This window comes from Tabrizicola sp., from assembly GCF_034366665.1.
Taxonomy (GTDB): Bacteria; Pseudomonadota; Alphaproteobacteria; order Rhodobacterales; family Rhodobacteraceae; genus Tabrizicola.
In genome coordinates, this window is the sequence record NZ_JAXMMF010000011.1 from 1 (window position 1) to 17,549 (window position 17,549).

Consider the following 17,549-nt stretch of genomic DNA (forward strand, 5'->3'; position numbering starts at 1 on the left):
GATTTCGTAAAGCGCAAAGCGGCGGCGTGCAAGGCGGCTATGGTGGGTCCCAAGCCCCTGGGAGGATGCCATGCCGCTGAACATGAACAAGGAAGTCTTCATCACCTGCGCCGTCACCGGATCGGGTGGCACTCAGGACCGCAGCCGCCATGTGCCGCGCAGCCCCAAGGAGATCGCCGAAAGCGCCATCGCGGCGGCCAAGGCGGGTGCTGCGGTGGTTCACTGCCATGTGCGTGACCCCGAGACGGGCAAGCCCAGCCGCAAGCTGGAATATTACCGCGAAGTGACCGACCGCATCCGCGACAGCGATACCGACGTGGTGCTGAACCTGACCGCCGGGATGGGCGGGGACATGTATTTCGACGGCACAGAAGAGATGACGCGGATGGCCGACCGCTCCGACATGTGCGGGGCGGAAGAGCGGGTGGCGCATATCGTCGAATGCCGTCCGGAAATCTGCACGCTGGATTGCGGCACGATGAACTTCAACGAGGCCGATTATGTGATGGTCAACACGCCCGGCATGCTGCGCGACATGGCGCGGCGGATGACGGCGGCGGGCGTCCGGATCGAGATCGAGGCCTTTGACACGGGCCACCTCTGGCTGGCGAAGGAACTGGTGAAGGAAGGTGTGATCCCGGAGCCGGTGCTGGTGCAACTGTGCATGGGCGTGCCGTGGGGTGCCCCGGACGACCTGAACACCTTCATGGCGATGGTCAACAACGTGCCGCAGGGCTGGCATTTCAGCGCCTTTGCATTGGGCCGCAACGAGATGGCCTATGTCGCGGCGGCTACGATTGCCGGAGGCAACGTGCGGGTGGGGTTGGAGGACAACCTCTGGCTGGAGAAGGGTGTCCTTGCGACCAACGCCCAGCTGGTGGAACGCGCGGCGACCATCGTCGAGAACCTTGGCGCGCGTGTGATCACCCCCGCCGAAGTGCGGGCGCGGCTGAAGCTGGAGAAGCGGGCTCCGGTGGCGAAGTGATCGGCCTTGGGCGCCCGTGATGGAAATCCTCGTCCTCTTCCTGCTGATCATGGCCGGGTGCTACCTGGCCCCGATCCTGATGCCGGGCTGGACTTGGCTTCTTGGCCTTGCGGGTGTGGGGGCGATGGCGGGTCTGGGCCTGTGGTTCGGCTGGGTCGAACAGGAGACGAATTCGATCAGTTCGGGCGTCTCTGCGCTGTTCGTGATGTGCCTCGGCGGGGCGCTGACACTGGGTGTGGCCGTGCGCGCCGTGGTGTTGTGGCAGCACTGGACCGGCGGGCGGGCAGCTCTTGCGACCGGGTTCGGGGCGGTGCTGCTGGTGGCCGGGGTGGCCTGGTTCTTCTTGGCAAGTTAGGGCGTGAAAGCGGGAGACGCGGATGAACAAGGTCAAGTTCACGGCGATGAAGGACGGCGATGCCGCCGATTACGCCATGCTGGACGTGCACGAGCGCGACTATGCGGCGGGCACGGCGGACCGGCTCTTGGGCACTTTGGTCGAGCTGGACGAAAGCCTGTCGGGCTATCAGGTCACGCGATTGGGTCATTCCTTGCAGGCCGCGACCCGGGCCTGGCGGGCGGGTGCGGACACCGATTGGGTGGTTGCGGCACTTTTGCATGACATCGGCGACATCTATGCGCCCTACAATCACGACGAATATGCCGCCGCCATCCTGAAGCCCTTTGTCCGCGAACAGGTGACCTGGGTGGTGGAAAAGCACGGCGACTTCCAGCGGCTTTACTACGCGCACCATGTTGGAGGGAACCAGCACGCCCGCGACCGTTTCAAGGGCCACGCCTATTACGACGACTGCGCCCAGTTCTGCGAGGCCTGGGACCAGTCCAGCTTTGATCCCGCCTATCCGACGATGACGGTCGAAGACTTCGCCCCTTTGGTCCACGAAGTCTTTGCCCGCAAGGCCTATGATCCGAAAGTGATCCGCGCTGGTGAGCGGGTGGCGCTGACCGATCCCGCTCTTGCGGCCGGGCGGGCGGGATGACGCGCCTTGCGCTGATCGCGGTGCTCGCGCTGTCGGCCTGCACCCCCGAGCCGGTCTGGGTCACGCCTGCCGGAGTGGCCCTGGGTGGGATCGACTGCGACAGCCCTGCCCCTCTGGTGGGCGGCAAACGGGCCGAGGTCTGCCTCGCCCGCGCGATTGCCCAGACACCGGACGAGATCGCGCGATGTGAACAGGATGGCGGGCGGGTCGGTCCGATCTCGCCCATCGACGACCGATTTGCCTGCACCTACCGCAAGCCGGGGGCAGCGGGGTAAGGCCATGACAGGGGACGGCAAGATGAACAGGAAAGCGGCAATCATCGGGGGCGGGGTCATCGGCGGCGGCTGGGCCGCGCGGTTCCTGTTGAACGGATGGGATGTGGGCGTCTTTGACCCTGACCCCGAGGCAGAGCGCAAGATCGCGGCGGTGATGACCAACGCCCGCGCCGCTTTGCCCGCGCTGTCGGACGTGCCGATGCCGCCCGAGGGGAAGCTTACCTTCCACGGCACCATCGGCGACGCGGTAGAGGGGGCCGAATACGTGCAGGAGTCCGTCTCCGAGCGGATCGAGCTGAAGCACAAGGTTTACGCTCAGTTGCAACAATCGAACCCCGGGGTGCTGATCGGGTCTTCCACGAGCGGCTTCAAGGCTTCGGATTTGCAGAAATCTGCGGTCAACCCCGCGAACATCATCGTCGCGCATCCGTTCAACCCGGTCTATCTGCTGCCGTTGTCCGAGGTCTCGGGGTCCGACAAGAACCCGCCGGAGGTGGTCGAAAAGACCGTGCAGATCATGAAGGACATCGGGATGTTCCCCCTGGTGATCCGCCACGAAATCGACGCCTTCATCGGCAACCGCTTCCTGGAAGCCGTCTGGCGTGAGGCCTTGTGGATGCTGAAGGACGGTATCGCCACCACCGAAGAGATCGACGAGGCGATCCGCATGGGATTTGGCCTGCGCTGGGGGCAGATGGGGTTGTTCGAGACCTATCGAATTGCCGGGGGCGAGGCGGGGATGCGGCACTTCATGGCCCAGTTTGGCCCGGCGCTGAAATGGCCCTGGACCAAGCTGATGGACGTGCCGGAGTTCAACGAGGAACTGGTCGACCTGGTCGCCAACCAGTCCGACGCGCAGTCCGGCATGTACGGCATCCGTGAACTGGAGCGCATCCGTGACCGCAACCTTGTGGGCTTCCTGCGGTCGTTGAAGGAACGGAACTGGGGCGCGGGCAAGGTGCTGCGCGAACACGACGAACGCCGCGCGGCGGCCTTCAATGCCGAGATGGCTCGGGACCTGGACAGCGGGGCAAAGGCGGCTCCGCTGGTGATGTGGCAGGGCCAGGTCCTGCCGGGCTGGATCGACTACAACGGCCACATGACGGAAAGCCGGTACTACTTCTGCAACTCGGAGACGGTGGACAACTTCCTGCGCACCATCGGCGCGGGGATGGATTACGTGGCGGCGGGGCACAGCTACTATTCGGCCGAGACGCACATCCGCCATCTGGGTGAAGCGAAGCTGGGCGATACGTTGCGTGGGGAATTGCAGATCATCAGCGCGGACGAAAAGCGGTTCCGGTCCTTTGTGCGGATCATGAAGGGCGACACCTGTGTGGCGACGGTCGAGCAGTTGTGCCTGCACGTCGACATGGGGGCCGGCAAGACCGTGGCTGCCTCGGCAGAGGTCTGGGCGAACCTCAAGGCGGTGGCGGCGGCACATGCCAGGTTGCCGATGCCCGAGGGCGCAGGGCGCGCGGTCGGACAACCTGTCGAACGGGCGAGGGCATGATGGATTTCGGACTGACCGAAGAACAGCGGATGATCGTCGATACCACGCGGGCTTTCGTGGAGACCGAGCTTTATCCGCACGAACTGATGGTGGAACGCACCGGCGTCCTGCCGTTGGAGCTGATCCGGGAAATCCAGGCGAAGGCGATGGCGGCGGGCCTTTACGCGGCCAACATGCCGGTGGAACTGGGGGGGGCGGGCCTCGATACCCTGTCGTGGCTTCTCTACGAAAAGGAACTGGGCCGGGCGAACTATGCGCTGCACTGGACCTGTGTGGCGCGGCCATCGAACATCCTGCTGGCGGGGAATGCCGACCAGCGCGAGCGGTATCTGCTGCCCTGCATTAGGGGCGAGACCTGGGATTGCCTCGCGATGACAGAACCCGGCGCGGGGTCGGATTTGCGGGGGATGAAGGCCAGCGCGAAGGCGGACGGCGGCGACTGGGTGCTGAACGGCACCAAGCATTTCATCAGCCACGCCGATCTCGCGGGCTTTTCCATCGTCTTCATGGCAAGCGGAGAGGAACAGACCCCGCGCGGCCCGAAGAAGCTGATTACCGCCTTCTTCGTCGACAAGGGCACGCCCGGCTTTACCGTCCGGGACGGGTATCGGAACGTCAGCCACCGCGGCTACACCAACGCCGTGCTGGAGTTCGACGATTGCCGTGTCCCCGCCGCGAATGTCCTTGGCGAGGTCCACAAGGGGTTCGAGGTCGCGAACTCGTGGCTGGGGGCAACCCGGCTGCAAGTGGCGTCGACCTGCCTTGGCCGGGCGGAACGTGCCCTGGGCCATGCGATCAGCTACGCAGCCGAGCGCAAGCAGTTCGGGCAGGCGATCGGCAAGTTCCAGGGGGTCAGCTTCAAGCTGGCCGACATGGCGATGGAGCTGAAGGCGGCCGAACTCCTGACGCGCGAGGCCGCCTGGAAATACGATCAGGGCACGGTGACCGAGGCCGACATGTCGATGGCCAAGCTGAAGGCCACCGAAGTGCTGGCGATGGTCGCCGACGAGGCGATCCAGATCCATGGCGGGATGGGGCTGATGGACGAGCTGCCCTTGGAACGCATCTGGCGCGACAGTCGGGTGGAGCGGATCTGGGAGGGCACCTCCGAAATCCAGCGCCACATCATCAGCCGCGAATTGCTGCGGGCAGCAGGCGGGTGAAGCGTCGGAGCGGGGGCGCTTCGCCCCCCGCACCCCCCGAGGATATTTAGGGACAGATGAAACGAAATGTTAAGGTTAATCGGCGATTCCGGGGTCACGGTACAGGCGGGGACGCCGATGACCGTGACAGGTGAAACCCTGCTTCGGTTCGCCGGGGCAGGGCGCCCTTTCTTCCCTTTCATCTGTCCGGAAGTATCCCGGGGTCCGGGGCAGCGCCCCGGGGGAGATGCCGCAGGGCGAGGCTGCACATGACTCGCCTCGACCGACTGCTTCGTCCGCGCCACATCGCCGTTCTGGGTGCTGGCTGGGCACTGAACGTCATCGAGCAATGCCGCAAGATGGGCTTTGCCGGGTCGGTCTGGCCCGTGCATCCGACCAAGGCCGAGATCGGCGGGCTAAAGGCCTATCCCAGCCTGGCCGACTTGCCCGAAGCCCCTGACGCAACCTTCATCGGGGTGAACCGCTTTGCCACCATCGACGTTGTGGCCGAACTGGCCGCGATGGGCGCGGGTGGGGCGATCTGCTTTGCGTCCGGTTGGACCGAGGCAGGGGAGCCGGGGTTGCAGGACAAACTGGTGGCCGCGGCGGGAGCGATGCCGATCCTGGGGCCGAACTGCTACGGCGTGATCAATTACCTGGACGGCGCGCTGCTTTGGCCCGACCAGCACGGTGGGGTGCCGGTAGCCTCGGGTGTGGCGCTGGTCAGTCAGTCGTCGAACATCGTCATCAACATGGGGATGCAAGCCCGCGGGCTGCCGGTGGCCTATGTCGCCTGCCTGGGCAATGCGGCGGTCGTCGGGCTGGCCGAACTGACCGGGGCGCTGCTGGACGATCCGCGGGTGACTGCCGTGGGGCTGTATATCGAGGGCATCGACGATGCCCCCGCCTTTGCCGCCCTGGCCCAAAAAGCGTGGGCGATGGGCAAGGGGGTCGTCGCGATCAAGTCGGGCAAGACCGAGCTTTCCCGGACGGCGGCGGCCTCGCACACCGCCTCGCTGGCGGGGGGAGGGGCGGCCTCCAGCGCGTTCCTGCGGCAGATCGGGGTGGCCGAGGTGAACACGCCCAGCGAGCTGATCGAGACGCTGAAGATCTTCCACGTCCACGGGCCGCAGATCGGGCGGCGCCTCTGTTCGCTGTCCTGCTCGGGCGGCGAGGCGGGGCTGGTGGCAGATCTCGCGGCCGGTTTCGGGCTGGAGTTCCCGCCGGTGCCGCAGGCGACGCATGACCGGCTCTTCAGGGTCTTGGGCGAGATCCCGACGATCTCGAACCCGTTGGATTACCACACCTTCATCTGGGGCGACGGGCCGAAGACGACCGAGGTGTTCTCGGCGATGCTCGACGCCTATGATGCGGGGATCTACATCATCGACAGCCCCAGGGCCGACCGCTGCGATCCGTCGGGGTATGATCCTGCCTTCGACGCGATCGTCGCGGCTCAGAAGGCGACGGGAAAGATGGCATTCCCGGTGGCCTCGATGGCCGAGAACTTCGGGGAGACCCGCGTTCAGGCGATGATGGCCGACGGCGTCTGTGCGCTTCTGGGGCTGGAAACGGCGCTGGCGGCGATCAAGGCGGCGCAGACCCCGGCGGGTGTGGCGGGCTGGCGACCCGCGCCGGCGGTGTCCCCGCGCGAAACGCGGATGCTGACCGAGGCCGAGGGCAAGGCGCTGCTGGCCAAGGCGGGGGTGGCGGTGCCGGGCGCGGTCGCCGGGGCGACGATTGCCGAGGTGGCGGCCAAGGTGCGCTTTAGCGCACCCTACGCCTTGAAGGGGCTGGGCTTTGCCCACAAGACCGAGGCGGGGGCGGTACGGCTGGGGCTCGCCTCGCTGGAGGGGCAGGCCGATATGCCGGGCGCGACCGGCTATCTGGTCGAAGAGATGGTGACGGGCGCGGTGGCCGAAGTGCTGCTGGGGCTGCGGCGTGATCCGGTCTATGGCGTCACGCTGACGCTGGGCATGGGCGGGGTGACGGCCGAGGTTCTGGCCGATACAGTGACGCTGGTGCTGCCAGTGACGGAGGCGCATGTGCTGGAGGCGGCGCAGGGGTTGCGGCTTTGGCCCCTGCTTGACGGCTACCGGGGGCGTCCACGCGCGGACATGACGGCGGTTGCTGCAATGGCGGAGCGGTTGGGCGCGCTGATGCTGGGCGATGACACGCTGGAAGAAATCGAGATCAACCCTGTGATGGTCCGCGAAACCGGAGCGGTGGCCGTGGATGCATTGGTGAGGAGGACGTGATGGACATGCGGACCGAGGGGCCGGTGAAGATGCGGCGCGAGGGGGCCATTCTGGAGGTCACGCTTGACGCGCCGAAGGCGAATGCGATCAGCCTGAAGACCAGCCGCGTGATGGGCTTGGTGTTCCGGGACTTCCGGGACGACGACTCGTTGCGGGTCTGCATCCTGCGCGCGTCGGGGGAGAAGTTCTTCTGTCCCGGATGGGACCTCAAGGCCGCGGCCGAGGGCGATGCGGTGGACGGCGACTATGGCGTTGGCGGGTTCGGGGGGCTGCAGGAACTGCCGAACCTGAACAAGCCGGTGATTGCGGCGGTGCAGGGGATCTGCTGCGGCGGCGGGCTGGAGCTGGCCTTGTCGGCGGACCTGATCCTGTGTTCGACCAACGCAACCTTCGCCCTGCCCGAGATCCGGTCGGGCACGGTGGCCGATGCGGCCTCGATCAAACTCCCGAAGCGCATTCCGTATCATGTGGCGATGGACCTTCTTCTGACGGGGCGCTGGTTCGATGCCGAAGAGGCGCAGCGCTGGGGGCTGATCAAGGAAATCTGCGCGCCGGACGAACTTTTGTCCAAGGCCTGGGATCTGGCGCGGCTTTTGGAGAACGGGCCGCCCCTTGTTTACGCGGCGATCAAGGAAGTGGTGCGCGAGGCCGAGAACATGCGCTTTCAGGACGCGCTGAACCGGATCACCAAGCGGCAGATGCCGACGGTGGACCGGCTTTATTCGTCCGAGGACCAGATGGAGGGCGCAAAGGCCTTTGCCGAGAAGCGTGATCCTGTCTGGAAAGGGCGCTTGGGTAGGGTGGGCGATATCGCCCACCCTACGCTTCCGCGCCACAAAGGCCTGAGGTTTCATGCCCACCCACGACTACACCACCCGCATCCTCTGGACCGGAAACCGGGGCGAGGGGACGGCGCATTACAAGGCCTATGACCGGACCTGGGATATTGCGGTGCCGGGCAAAGCGCTTGTGCAGTGTTCGAACGACCCCCTGCTGGGCGGCGATCCGTCGAAGATGAACCCCGAGGACCTGCTTCTGTCCGCGCTCTCGGCCTGTCACATGCTGTGGTATCTGCATTACGCCTCGGACGCGGGGATCGTGGTGACGTCCTATTCCGACGCGCCCCTTGGCCTGGGCGAGGTCGGGCGCGGCGGCGCGGGGCGGTTCGTCAAGGTGACCTTGCGCCCGCATGTGGTGGTGGCTGCGGGGACGGATCTTGCGGCGGCCGAGGCGATCCATCACCGCATCCATGAGGTTTGCTTCATCGCCCGGTCGGTGAATTTTCCGGTGGACTACGCGCCCACCTTCGCCGCGGGGTGACGCCGGTTTCGAATGGAGCGCCTTGCGGCGCGAAGTCCTTTTGTCTCGGCCCCGCGCGCGAAGGGCGCGCGGGACCTCGGCGTGCCTCCGGCGGGGATATTTGCTGCCAGGTGAAAGGGGTCTGGTGATGACTGCGACATGCGGTGTCGTGGAATGACGATTCCAAAGCGGAGTGCGGGCTTAGGTTGGCCGCCGAAGCGACGGGGGCCGCCATGGACGAGACGGATTACATCATCGTGGGCGCGGGCTCGGCCGGCTGCGTGCTGGCGGACCGGCTGACCGCCTCGGGCAAGCACAAGGTCACGGTGCTGGAGGCGGGCGGGTCCGACCGGCGGTTCTATGTCCAGCTGCCCTTGGGCTACGGCAAGCTTTTCTACGATCCGGCAGTGAACTGGCTTTACAGGACCGAGCCGGATCCGGGGCTTGCGGGCGCGCGGGACCACTGGCCGCGTGGCCGCGTTCTGGGCGGGTCCTCCAGCATCAACGCGATGGTCTGGATCCGGGGCCACCGGGCGGATTACGACGACTGGGGCCGCGAGAACCCCGGTTGGGGCTGGGACGACTGTCTGGCCGCCTACCGCGCGCTGGAAGACAACGAGGCGGGCGGGGATGCGTGGCGCGGGTCCGGGGGACCGCTGTTCATCTCGGCCAATCGCTCGGGTCTGCATCCGCTGGTGCCGTCCTACATCGCGGCCTGTGGCGAGGCGGGGCTGGCGGAGAACCCGGATTTCAACGGCGCAGAGCAGGAAGGCGCGGGCATCTACCAGATGACGATCAGGAACGCGCGCCGGAACTCGGCCGCGCGGGCCTTTCTGCGGCCGGCGATGAAGCGGGCGAACCTGGCCGTGATCACCGGGGCGCTGGCAACGCGGGTGGTGATCGAGGGTGGCCGCGCGGTGGGCGTGGAATACCGGCAGGGCGGCGCGACGCGGGTCTTGCGGGCGCGGGCCGAGGTCATTCTGGCGGGGGGGGCGATCAACTCGCCGCAGCTCTTGCAGCTGTCCGGCATCGGCCCGGGGGCGCTGCTGCAGGGCCTGGGCATCCCGGTGGTGCGAGAGAACGCCAATGTCGGCGATCATCTCAGCGACCATCAGGGCATCAACTATACCTGGGCGATGACCGTCCCGACCTACAATGACGAGCTGCGGCCCTGGTGGGGCAAGCTGCGGGCGGGGTTGCAGTATTTCATCGGCGGCGGCGGGCCGCTGGCCAAGTCGATCAACCACGGCGGCGGCTTCTTCCGGACGCGGCCCGACCTCGACCGGCCGAACATGCAGCTGTATTTCCAGGCGTTTTCCACGCTGGTTCCGCGGGACGGTGAGCGGCCCATCCTGACGCCGGACCCGTGGTCCGGGATGTCGATCGGCTTGTCGAACTGCCGCCCCACCAGCCGGGGGCATATCCGGCTGCGCTCGGCGCGGCCTGAGGATCATCCGGTGATCACCGCCAATGCGTTTTCGACGAACCACGATGTCGAGGAGATGCTGGCCGCGGTGAAGTTCCTGCGCAAGATTGCAGCTCAGCCGACCTTGGCGCGGCTGATCAGGGAAGAGCTGCGCCCGGGGCCGGAGGTGGTGACGGACGAAGCGCTGATCGCCGATTTCCGGGCGCGGTCGGGGACGGTCTATCACCCAAGCTGCACCTGCCGGATGGGGCCGGATGCGGCGACATCGGTGGTGGACGCGGGACTGCGGGTGCATGGAGTGGGGGGCTTGCGGGTGATTGACGCGAGCGCCTTCCCGACCATCATCGCGGGCAACACCAATGCGCCTGCGATGCTGATGGGCTGGAAAGGCGCCGAGGCGGTGCTGGCCGACGCGCGGTGAACGGGGGAGCCGTCCTTGTGGCATCGAGCCACGCGGACGGCGCTGCCGCGGAAGGTTGACGCGCTGGTCTTTCTGGGTCGGCGGCAGAGCCTCCGGCGGGAGTATTTGGCAAAGGGCAAATGGTAGGGCGCAGGGGTAGGGTGGGCGGTTTCGCCCACCTTCCCTATTCGCCGCGCGGGAAGCGTTTGCTGTCTTCCAGGATATTCAGGTCCATGTGGTTGCGCATGTAGCGTTCGGAGGCCGCGCGAAGGGGCTGGTGGTCCCAGGGGAAATAGGCCCCGTTCCGCAGGGCCTCATAGACCACCCAGCGGCGGGCCTGGCTTTCGCGAACTGCCGCGTCGTAGGCTGGAAGGTCCCAGCGGGCGTCGGCGAGGGCGCGGAAGTGCGCGAGGATTTCGGCGGCACGGGGGTCGGTGGCGAGGTTGGTCGTCTCGCCCGGGTCATTGGCCACATCGAACAGCTGTTCGGGGTCCGCCGGGCAGCGGATGTATTTCCAGGCGCCCTCGCGCAGGGCGACCATCGGGGTGATGGTGCCTTCGGCGGCATATTCCATCGCCACGGGGCCACGGGCTTCGCCATTGGCTACCGGGATCAGGTTCACGCCTTCGGTCCAGGGGGCGACTTCGTCCATCGAGATGCCAGCCAGCGCTGCAAGGGTGGGGGCGAGGTCGATGGAACTGACCGGTGTGTCGATGCGACCTGCGGGCATCTCGGGGGCCGCGATCATCAGGGGGACGCGGGCTGAGCCTTCGAAGAAGTTCATCTTGAACCACAGGCCCTTTTCCCCAAGCATCTCGCCGTGGTCGGAGAGGAAGACGACGTGGGCCTCTTGCCGTGTGGCCTCCAGAACGCCAAGGATCTCGCCGATCTTGTCGTCGATGTAGCTGATGTTGGCGAAATAGGCCTGTTTCGCGCGGCGGATGTGGTCGGGGGTGATCTCCATCCCGCGCCAGTCGCAGGCGTCCATCAGACGCTGGGAATGAGGGTCCATGTCGGCGTAGGCGAGGGGGGCGGGCGGTTCGCATTCCGGCGCGCCTTCGTAGAGGTCCCAGTATTTGCGGCGGGCGACGAAGGGATCGTGCGGGTGGGTGAAGCTGACGGTCAGCGCCCAGGGGCGGGGGTCTTGCCCACGCGACAGGTCGTAGAGCTTCTGGATGGCCTGGAAGGCCACGTCGTCATCGTATTCGTACTGGTTGGTGATCTCGGCCACGCCCGCGCCGGTCACCGAGCCGAGGTTGTGATACCACCAGTCGATGCGTTCGCCCGGCTTGCGGTAATCCGGGGTCCAGCCGAAATCGGCCGGGTAGATGTCGGTGGTCAGGCGCTGTTCGAAGCCGTGCAGCTGGTCGGGGCCGACGAAATGCATCTTGCCGGAGAGCGCCGTCTGGTATCCCGCGCGACGCAGGTGGTGGGCGTAGGTGGGGATGTCCGAGGCGAACTCGGCGGCGTTGTCGTAGACCCTCGTGCGGCTGGGAAGTTGGCCGGACATGAAGCTGGCGCGGGCGGGGGCGCAAAGGGGCGAGGCGGTATAGCAGTTCTTGAACCGCGTCGAGCGGGCGGCGAGGCGCTTCAGGTTCGGGGTGTGCAGGAAGTCCGCCGGGCCATCGGGGAAAAGCGTCCCGTTCAGCTGGTCGACCATCAGGATCAGAAGGTTAGGTTTGGTCATCCGGTCATTCCCTGTTCATTCTGGCCGCATCAAAGGCCGGGGCCGCCGCGCCGTCTGGCCCCCGACCGACCGGCCTTCGCCGAATGCGTCACGCGGGCTGGGTGCCGCCGGTGGCTTCCGTGACCTGATCCGCCGCTGCCCGGACCAAAGCACCAATCCGGGTCGCGTCAGACAGTCCCATGCGGAAGGCGGGGCCAGAGACGGAAAGGCCCGCCACAGGCTCACCATGCGCGTTGAAGATCGGGGCGGCGACGCAGCGCATGCCCTCGGCGCGTTCCTGATCGTCGATGGAAAAGCCCCGGTCGCGGGTGCGGGAAAGGTCTCGGAGGAGGGCGCTGTCGCTGGTCAGGGTGAGGGAAGTGAATTTTTCCAACCCCTTGCGGGCAAGGATGCCGCGCGTCTTTTCTTCGGGATACCAGGCGAGAAGGGCCTTGCCGATGCCGGAGGAATGCATCGGTGCGCGGGTGCCGGGGGGGAAGAAGGCGCGGATCGCCTCGTAGGTCTCGACCTGGGCGACGAAAAAGACCTCGTCCTTGACCTCGATCCCGAGGTTCGCCGTCTCGCCGGTTTCGCGCATGAGCTGGTCCATCGGCTGCCGGGCGCGTTCGACAACCTTGGTGCGGCGCAGGAAGGCTGACCCCACGCGGAAAGCGCCGGGGCCGATGTGCCAGAACTGGCCGGGCTCGTCGACCTCGACCATGCCGTGACCCTGCAGGGTGACAAGCGCGCGGAAGACGGTGGCGATGGCCTCGCCGGTGTCTTCCGCGATCTCCGATAGGGTGCGGCCGGGGTGCTGGGCGACATGGGTCAGGATGTCCATGCCCCGGTCGAGGGCCTGCACGGTGTTCTGGTCGGTCTTGTCGTTGAAGGCCTTCGGGCGGCCACGGGGTTTCTGGGCCATCTTGGGCCTCCTGTTGGTGAAAAAGCGCAAGTCATTGACTGGATTGAGGAATAGCATGGAACTGTGACAATGAAAAATCTTTTCGAAAAAATTGCACGCCGGGGGTGTGGGGCGTAGGTTTTGGGAGCGATCTTTCAGGGAGTTGCCCGATGTCCATGCAGAACCCCGTCTTCATTCCGGGCCCGACGAATATCCCCGAAAGCGTGCGCAAGGCCTGCGACATGCCGACGCTGGACCACCGGTCCCCCGCGTTTGCGCGGATGTTCAAGCCTGCGGTCGAAGGCGTGCGGCGGGTTCTGCGGATGGAGCAGGGGGAGATCATCATCATTCCGTCCACTGGGACCGGCGGGTGGGAAGCGGCGGTGACGAACACGCTTTCGCCCGGCGACACAGTGCTGGCAGCGCGGTTCGGGATGTTCAGCCACCGCTGGATCGACCTCTGCCAGCGGCATGGGCTTGAGGTGCAGATCATCGAGACGCCCTGGGGGCAGGGTGCTCCCCTGGCCGAGATCGAGGCGGCTTTGAAGGCCGACCGCGCGGGCAAGATCAAGGCGGTGCTGGCGACGCACAACGAGACGGCGACAGGCGTGAAGTCGGACATCGCCGGTATCCGCAAGGCGATGGATGCGGCGGGGCATGGGGCGATGCTGTTCGTGGACGGCGTGTCCTCCATCGCGTCGATGCCGTTCAACTTTGCTGGTTGGGGCGTGGATATCGCGGTGGCGGGCAGCCAGAAGGGCTTCATGCTGCCAGCGGGTCTGGCGATACTTGGCGTCAGCCCCAAGGCGATTGCCGCGATGGAGACGGCGAAGCTGCCGAAGACCTTCTTTGATTTCAAGGACATGCTGGCATCCTATGCCCGTGGCGGTTATCCTTATACCCCCGCCGTGGGCCTGATCGCGGGGCTGGCGCATTCCATCGACCTTCTCGAAACGGAAGGGCTGGAAAATGTCTACGCACGCCACCACCGCTTTGCCGAAGGCGTCCGCCGGGCGGTCTTCGCCTGGGGGATGACGCCCTTTGCGGCCTCGCCGGACGTCTATTCTGATACCGTGACCGCGGTGAAGGTGCCCGGCGGTTGCGACGGGACGGCCTTGGTGCAGTTGGCGGCGACGAAATATGGCATGGCTTTCGGCGTGGGCCTCGGCGAGGTCGCGGGGAAGGTGTTTCGCATTGGCCATCTGGGGATGCTGACCGAAGCGATGATGCTGTCGGGGCTTTGCGTCGCCGAGATGTGCATGGCCGATCTGGGCTGGCCGGTGAAGCTCGGTTCGGGCGTGGCGGCAGCTCAGGAGTATTATCGCGGAGCGGTTCCGGCGATGGCGCTAGCGGCGGAGTGAGGGGCCAAAATCCTTAAGTAAGGATTTTGACAAATTTCTTACTCAAGAAATTTGGTCCCAGGCGGAAAGGGCAGGACAATGAAGGACATGAACGGATTGCTGATCCCCACCTATGACGACATGCTGGCGGCGCATGACCGCATCCGGCCGCACATCCGCCAGACCCCGGTCCGCACCTCGGACTATCTGAACGAGCTTGCCGGGTGCGAGCTGTTCTTCAAATGCGAGAACTTCCAGGAACCGGGCGCCTTCAAGGTTCGGGGGGCGACCAACGCGGTCTTCGGGCTGACCGATGAGCAGGCGAGAAAGGGAGTAGCCACCCATTCCTCGGGCAACCACGCCTCGTGCCTGTCCTACGCCGCCATGCTGCGGGGCATCCCCTGCAACGTCGTCATGCCGCGCACCGCGCCGCAGGCCAAGAAGGACACCGTCCGGCGCTATGGGGGCGTCATCACTGAATGCGAGCCCTCGACAACCAGCCGCGAGGCGACCTTTGCCGAGGTTCAGGCCCGCACCGGCGGCGATTTCGTCCACCCCTACAACGACCCCCGCGTGATCGCCGGGCAGGGCACCTGCTCGCGTGAGTTCATGGAGCAGACCGGCGGCCTTGATATGGTCGTGGCCCCCATCGGCGGCGGCGGCATGATCTCGGGCACCTGCCTGACGCTGTCGACGCTTGCCCCCGAGACGCAAGTGATCGCGGCGGAACCCGAACAGGCCGACGACGCCTATCGCAGCTTCAAGGCCGGGCATATCATCGCTGACGACGCGCCGAAGACCATCGCCGACGGCCTCTTGGTGCCGCTGAAGGACCTGACCTGGCATTTCGTGTCCAACCACGTCAGCGAGATCTACACAGCGTCGGAACAGGAAATCATCGACGCGATGAAGCTGACCTGGAAGCACCTGCGGGTGGTCATGGAACCCTCCAGCGCGGTGCCGCTGGCGGTGGTCCTGAAGAACCGCGACGCCTTCAAGGGCAAGCGCGTCGGCATCATCGTCACCGGCGGCAACGTCGATCTGGACAAACTTCCCTGGATGAAAGGCTAATCCCATGAACAAGCAAGTAAATCTCCAGGGCCTCGAAGTCGGATACGACATCCCGGCCCTTCCCGGCATGGATGAGGGTGACATCCAGACGCCCTGCCTTGTCCTGGACCTTGATGCGCTGGAGCGGAACATCAAGAAGATGGGCGACTATGCCCGCGCGCATGGGATGCGGCACCGGGTGCATGGCAAGATGCACAAGTCGGTTGATGTGGCCAAGTTGCAGGAACGGCTGGGCGGGTCCGTTGGCGTCTGTTGCCAGAAGGTCAGTGAGGCCGAGGTCTTTGCCCGCGGCGGCATCAAGGACGTGCTCGTCTCGAACCAGGTCCGCGATCCGGCCAAGATTGACCGCCTCGCCCGCCTGCCGAAGCTTGGCGCGCGGACCATTGTTTGCGTGGACATGCTGGACAACGTGGCCGACCTCTCGGCGGCTGCCCAGAAGCACGGCACCACCATCGAATGTCTGGTCGAGATCGACTGTGGTGCAGGCCGCTGCGGCGTGAAGACGACGCCCGAGGTCGTGGCACTGGCAAAGGCCATCGACGCCGCGCCGGGGCTGAAGTTCTCGGGCATCCAGGCCTACCAGGGCGCGATGCAGCACATGGACAGCTATGACGACCGCAAGGCCAAGATCGACCTTGCCGTGGCCCAGGTGAAGGACGCGGTCGATGCGCTGAAGGCCCTTGGCCTGGCCTGCGACATCGTCGGCGGCGGCGGCACCGGCAGCTACTATTTCGAAAGCACCTCGGGGGTCTACAATGAACTCCAGTGCGGCAGCTACGCCTTCATGGACGCGGATTACGGCCGCATCCTCGACAAGGATGGCAAACGGATCGACCAGGGCGAATGGGAAAACGCCTTGTTCATCCTGACCAGCGTGATGAGCCACGCCAAGGCCGACAAGGCCATCGTCGATGCGGGTCTTAAGGCTCAGTCCGTGGACTCCGGTCTGCCGGTGATCTACGGGCGGACGGATGTGAAATACGTCAAGTGCAGCGATGAACATGGCGTCGTCGACGACCCGCAGGGTGTTCTGAAGGTCAACGACAAGCTGAAGCTCGTCCCCGGCCACTGCGACCCGACTTGCAATGTGCATGACTGGTATGTGGGCGTCCGGAACGGCAAAGTCGAAGTCGTGTGGCCGGTCTCGGCGCGGGGCAAGGCCTACTAAGCCTTTCACATTTGCACAAATATCCCACGGGGGGTGCGGGGGGTGTGAAACCCCCCGCTCCAGCTTGTACCATGAAGGACCAACATATGCTCATCGTCCCCGAGGCTCTGATCGCCTCCCTCGTCACCCCCGAAGACGCCTTCCGCGCCGTCGAGGCCTGCTTTGCCGCGATGGCGCGGGGTGATGCATACAACTTTCCCGTAGTGCGAGAAGCTTTGGGCGAGGGACGGCAGTATGGCTTCAAATCGGGGCTTGATCGGGCGGCGGGGCAGTTGGGGGTTAAGGCGGGCGGCTACTTCCCCGGCAATGCGGCGAAGGGGATGATCAATCACCAGTCCTCGGTCTTTCTTTTCGACCCCGACACCGGGCGGCCGGTGGCGATGGTGGGCGGCAACCTTCTGACCGCGCTGCGGACAGCGGCGGCCAGTGCCATCGCCATCGACCGGCTTGCCCGGCCCGAGGCGCCTGTCCTGGGCATCATCGGCGCGGGGCATCAGGCGGGGTTCCAGCTGCGGGCAGCGGCAAGGGTGCGTAGGTTCGAACGGGTGATCGCCTGGAACCTGCACCCAGACATGCTGCCCAAGCTTGGCGCGGTGGCCGCCGAATTGGGCCTTCCGTTCGAGGCGGTGGACTTGCCACGGATGCGCGAGGCCGACGTGATCGTGACCATCACCTCCTCGCCCGCGGCAAGTCTGCTGGCCAAGCATGTCGCACCCGGCACGCATCTGTCCTGCATGGGTACCGACACAAAGGGCAAGCAGGAGGTGGAGCCTGCCTTGCTGGCCGGGGCGTCGGTCTTCACCGACGAGGTGGCGCAGTCGGTGACGATCGGCGAGGCGCAGCATGCCGTCGGCGCCGGGATGCTGGATGCCTCGGCCATTGTGCCGCTGGGGGATGTGCTGATCGGCAAGCATCCGGGGCGGCGGACGGCCGAGGACATCACGCTTTTCGACGGCACCGGGGTTGGGCTTCAGGATCTGGCCGTCGCGGCGGTGGCGGTCCAAAGGGCGCGCGAGCGTGGGCTGGGACTTGAGGTTGGGGTCTAGGGGACGATTTCTTCGAAGAAATCGTGTCGGAGCCTTTGAAGGCTCCGGTCCGGAGTTTTCG

The 17,549-nt window shown here is 65.8% G+C and carries 15 protein-coding genes and 1 pseudogene; 14 read left to right on the forward strand and 2 right to left on the reverse strand.

Annotated elements, in window-relative coordinates:
- Nucleotides 1-70: 70 nt before the first annotated feature.
- The 10 genes and pseudogenes from U1E69_RS01175 to U1E69_RS01220 all read left to right on the forward strand — a co-directional run bounded on the left by U1E69_RS01175 (nucleotide 71) and on the right by U1E69_RS01220 (nucleotide 10,317).
- A complete protein-coding gene (locus U1E69_RS01175; protein WP_322242195.1) occupies nucleotides 71-985 on the forward strand; it encodes a 3-keto-5-aminohexanoate cleavage protein in 915 nt (304 codons plus the stop codon).
- Between the two features lie 19 nt (nucleotides 986-1,004).
- Nucleotides 1,005-1,340, forward strand: a complete 336-nt coding sequence (locus U1E69_RS01180; RefSeq protein ID WP_322242196.1) for a hypothetical protein — start codon at nucleotides 1,005-1,007, stop codon at nucleotides 1,338-1,340.
- Between the two features lie 22 nt (nucleotides 1,341-1,362).
- A complete protein-coding gene (locus U1E69_RS01185) occupies nucleotides 1,363-1,983 on the forward strand; it encodes an HD domain-containing protein (RefSeq protein ID WP_322242197.1) in 621 nt (206 codons plus the stop codon).
- The gene (locus U1E69_RS01190; protein ID WP_322242198.1) at nucleotides 1,980-2,258 is read left to right on the forward strand and encodes a hypothetical protein; all 279 of its coding nucleotides are present in this window, start codon (nucleotides 1,980-1,982) and stop codon (nucleotides 2,256-2,258) included. Before U1E69_RS01185 ends, U1E69_RS01190 begins: the two co-directional genes overlap by 4 nt.
- A 22-nt stretch (nucleotides 2,259-2,280) precedes the next feature.
- Nucleotides 2,281-3,771, forward strand: coding sequence for a carnitine 3-dehydrogenase (locus tag U1E69_RS01195; RefSeq protein ID WP_322242199.1), 1,491 nt, complete (start codon nucleotides 2,281-2,283; stop codon nucleotides 3,769-3,771).
- Nucleotides 3,771-4,934, forward strand: a complete 1,164-nt coding sequence (locus tag U1E69_RS01200; protein WP_322242200.1) for an acyl-CoA dehydrogenase family protein — start codon at nucleotides 3,771-3,773, stop codon at nucleotides 4,932-4,934. Before U1E69_RS01195 ends, U1E69_RS01200 begins: the two co-directional genes overlap by 1 nt.
- 248 nt (nucleotides 4,935-5,182) lie before the next feature.
- Nucleotides 5,183-7,171 (forward strand): acetate--CoA ligase family protein, encoded by a 1,989-nt coding sequence (locus tag U1E69_RS01205; protein WP_322242202.1) that lies wholly within the window; start codon nucleotides 5,183-5,185, stop codon nucleotides 7,169-7,171.
- Nucleotides 7,172-7,176: 5 nt separating this feature from the next.
- Nucleotides 7,177-7,962 (forward strand): annotated as a pseudogene (locus U1E69_RS01210) (carnitinyl-CoA dehydratase); the annotation flags it as partial.
- Between the two features lie 61 nt (nucleotides 7,963-8,023).
- Nucleotides 8,024-8,491: an OsmC family protein gene (locus tag U1E69_RS01215; protein WP_322242203.1), complete on the forward strand. Its 468-nt coding sequence runs from the start codon at nucleotides 8,024-8,026 to the stop codon at nucleotides 8,489-8,491.
- A gap of 212 nt (nucleotides 8,492-8,703) precedes the next feature.
- Nucleotides 8,704-10,317, forward strand: coding sequence for a GMC family oxidoreductase (locus tag U1E69_RS01220; RefSeq protein WP_322242204.1), 1,614 nt, complete (start codon nucleotides 8,704-8,706; stop codon nucleotides 10,315-10,317).
- A 163-nt stretch (nucleotides 10,318-10,480) separates the two neighbouring features.
- Here U1E69_RS01220 and betC read toward each other — a convergent pair whose 3' ends face one another.
- Both betC and bhcR read right to left on the reverse strand, forming a co-directional pair.
- Nucleotides 10,481-11,983, reverse strand: coding sequence for a choline-sulfatase (gene betC, locus U1E69_RS01225; RefSeq protein WP_322242206.1), 1,503 nt, complete (start codon nucleotides 11,981-11,983; stop codon nucleotides 10,481-10,483).
- An 88-nt stretch (nucleotides 11,984-12,071) separates the two neighbouring features.
- Complete coding sequence (gene bhcR, locus U1E69_RS01230) at nucleotides 12,072-12,884, reverse strand: HTH-type transcriptional regulator BhcR (RefSeq protein ID WP_322242207.1); 813 nt, start codon at nucleotides 12,882-12,884, stop codon at nucleotides 12,072-12,074.
- A 149-nt stretch (nucleotides 12,885-13,033) separates the two neighbouring features.
- On the opposite strand from bhcR, the gene bhcA reads away from it, so the two are divergent.
- The 4 genes from bhcA (at nucleotide 13,034) to bhcD (ending at nucleotide 17,488) form a co-directional block, all read left to right on the forward strand.
- Nucleotides 13,034-14,224 (forward strand): L-aspartate--glyoxylate aminotransferase BhcA, encoded by a 1,191-nt coding sequence (gene bhcA / locus U1E69_RS01235; protein WP_322242208.1) that lies wholly within the window; start codon nucleotides 13,034-13,036, stop codon nucleotides 14,222-14,224.
- 87 nt (nucleotides 14,225-14,311) lie between these two features.
- A complete protein-coding gene (gene bhcB, locus U1E69_RS01240) occupies nucleotides 14,312-15,274 on the forward strand; it encodes a beta-hydroxyaspartate dehydratase BhcB (protein WP_416200245.1) in 963 nt (320 codons plus the stop codon).
- A gap of 4 nt (nucleotides 15,275-15,278) precedes the next feature.
- Nucleotides 15,279-16,442, forward strand: a complete 1,164-nt coding sequence (bhcC, locus tag U1E69_RS01245) for a 3-hydroxy-D-aspartate aldolase BhcC (protein WP_322242210.1) — start codon at nucleotides 15,279-15,281, stop codon at nucleotides 16,440-16,442.
- An 86-nt stretch (nucleotides 16,443-16,528) separates the two neighbouring features.
- Nucleotides 16,529-17,488: an iminosuccinate reductase BhcD gene (gene bhcD / locus U1E69_RS01250; protein ID WP_322242211.1), complete on the forward strand. Its 960-nt coding sequence runs from the start codon at nucleotides 16,529-16,531 to the stop codon at nucleotides 17,486-17,488.
- Nucleotides 17,489-17,549 lie beyond the last annotated feature (61 nt).